Consider the following 2,460-nt stretch of genomic DNA (forward strand, 5'->3'; position numbering starts at 1 on the left):
TATTGAGCGACAATTAGCCTAACCGGTTCAGCGACAATTAGATTGGCCGGTTGATCTGATACATTTGGACAAACTCTCTATTGGGAAGCTTTGTGCCAGGAAAACGAATTACAGATCAACAAATAAGGCTATACATGGCTAATCGTAAAGACAAAACACAAACCACTTCTGCCGCTAAAGCTGGCTTCTCTGAGCGCTCTGCTCGTCGCATTGAATCAGGCCAACGACAATTAGGTCCACTCAAACCTAGAGAATACCGAACACGAAAAGACCCTCTTGAAGCAGTTTGGGAGCCTGTCGTCGTTCCGCTCCTTGAGCGAAGCGCGACAATTACCCCTGTCGGTATCTTCGATCACTTATGTGAAGAGCATAGCGACGTATTCTTACCTAAACATCGACGTACGTTAGAGCGTCGTGTCCGTAAATGGCGCCTTCTGCATGGTGAAGATAAGGAGGTGATCTTCCGACAGGAAAAGGAATTTGGACGGCAAGGGATCATGGATTTTACCTGGGCTGATTTCACCGTCACGATACAAGGAGAAACGCTTGAGCACCGACTGTTCAATTATCGTTTACCTGCCAGTGGCTGGAGCCATGCCGAGGTTGTTTATGGTGGAGAAAGCTTTACAGCGGTTGCTACGGGGCTACAAGGGGCTTTTGAACGTTCAGGTGGTGTTCCGCTTGAGGTTAGAACGGACAGCTTAAGTGCTGCGTATAAAAATAACACCAGTGAACGTCAGTTTACTGATAACTTCCAACAACTTGCTATACATTATGGCTTCAAGCCAACGAAAAATAATACCGGTGTCGCACATGAGAATGGGGCGATAGAGAGTGCGAATAACCACCTAAAAAATCAGGTCCGCCAAGCCTTAGCAATACGAGGCTCTTATGACTTCAACACAAAAGAAGAGTACGAGTTGTTCGTAGAACAACTCGTTGAACGACGTAATCGCCGCTCTAAGCCGCTTCTAATTGACGAGCAGCGACAATTACAACCACTACCAAAGTTCGCCAGCGTCAATTACACAGTCCATGTGCTGAAAGTCTCGACGACAAGTACGATCCAACTTAAGAGGGTCACTTACTCAGTGCCATCCCGCCTTATCGGCGGAACCGTCCGTGTTCATCTCTATGACAAAACACTAGAAATCTACTGCCATGATGAACACACCTTAAGTCTAGAAAGGGTACATACCCACTCCTGCCGTCGTGGGCATCAAATTGATTACAGACATATTATTGGCTCCTTAATGAAGAAGCCACGAGCGTTCAGGGGATGTCAGTGGCGAGATCAGATGCTTCCTAGCGATGACTATCGCCAAATCTGGCAGTATGTAGATACGCATCTAACGATGGATGAGGCAAGCCTCTATATGGTGAGGTTGTTGAATGTCGCCAACAAATCTGAGAGAGAAGATGCAGTTGGCAGGTTCGTGCTTGATGGGATCAGTATAGGTCGACTACCAACGCTGTTTGACTGCGAAGATAGGTTCTTAAAAGATGAAAGCTGGGCGGACAGCCCTAAGGTAGAGCAGCACAGACTGTCGAGCTATCAACAAATCTTAGAGGGGGTAAAATAATGTCAGAGCAGCATATCCTCCCTCTTCTTCTCAAATCGTTACGCCTCAGTAGTCTTGTCTCTCAATGGGAGCCAATGGCAGATAAGGCCCGCGAACAAAGTTGGTCGGTAGAACGTTACCTTGCTGAGTTATGCCGACTAGAGCTAGATAGCCGAGAAGAAAAGCGCTTGCAGCGCCACTTAAAGGAATCCAACCTTCCAGCAGGCAAGTACCTTGATAACTATGACTTTACAGCGTTGGAAGGGATAGACAAAGGACAAGTGTGGCACTTAGCCAACCATAGAGAATGGGTGAAAACGGGCGACAACATCTTACTGTTCGGAGCCAGTGGGTTAGGCAAGACGCATTTAGCTGCTGGGCTTGGATACAAGCTGATCGAGCATGGTCAGCGGGTTAAGTTCATGAGTGCGAACTTGCTGGTACAACAGCTTCAACAAGCGAAGGAAGAGCTGAAACTATCAGAAGCTCTAATGAAACTGGATAAGTACAGTGTGCTTATCTTAGATGACATAGGTTATGTCCAAAAAACGAGTGAGGAGACAAGCGTGCTGTTCGAGTTAATAGCCCATCGCTATGAACGATATAGCTTGATCATTACATCAAATCAATCGTTCGAGGAGTGGGATGAACTGTTCGACAATACAGTGATGACGGTGGCTGCCATAGATAGACTGATCCATCATGCGAAAATCTTGCAATGCCAAGGGGAAAGTTACAGGAGAAAAGAAGCGCAACGAAACCTGCTATAAAACAGGACCTCAACCGGCCAAGCTAATTGACGCTGGATCGGTCAAGCTAGTTGACGCTCTATACTCAACCAAACAAGAAACAACAAAAGCAGATTGAGCCTGCCCGCTAACTTCTGAAAACTCAGCTA

Annotated in this window: 2 protein-coding genes; both read left to right on the top strand. The window is 46.7% G+C overall.

All coding sequences use genetic code 11. The features are described 5' to 3' along the window. The first annotated feature begins 92 nt into the window (after window positions 1-92). On the top strand, window positions 93-1,583 hold the full coding sequence (istA, locus tag KIO97_RS26530) for an IS21 family transposase (protein ID WP_285384403.1): 1,491 nt from the start codon (window positions 93-95) through the stop codon (window positions 1,581-1,583). Then, window positions 1,583-2,332, top strand: coding sequence for an IS21-like element helper ATPase IstB (istB, locus tag KIO97_RS26535; protein ID WP_078231724.1), 750 nt, complete (start codon window positions 1,583-1,585; stop codon window positions 2,330-2,332). The genes istA and istB overlap by 1 nt, the downstream gene beginning before the upstream one ends. Window positions 2,333-2,460: the final 128 nt, after the last annotated feature.

The organism is Vibrio sp. B181a, from assembly GCF_030248375.1.
Classification (GTDB): Bacteria; Pseudomonadota; Gammaproteobacteria; order Enterobacterales; family Vibrionaceae; genus Vibrio; species Vibrio campbellii.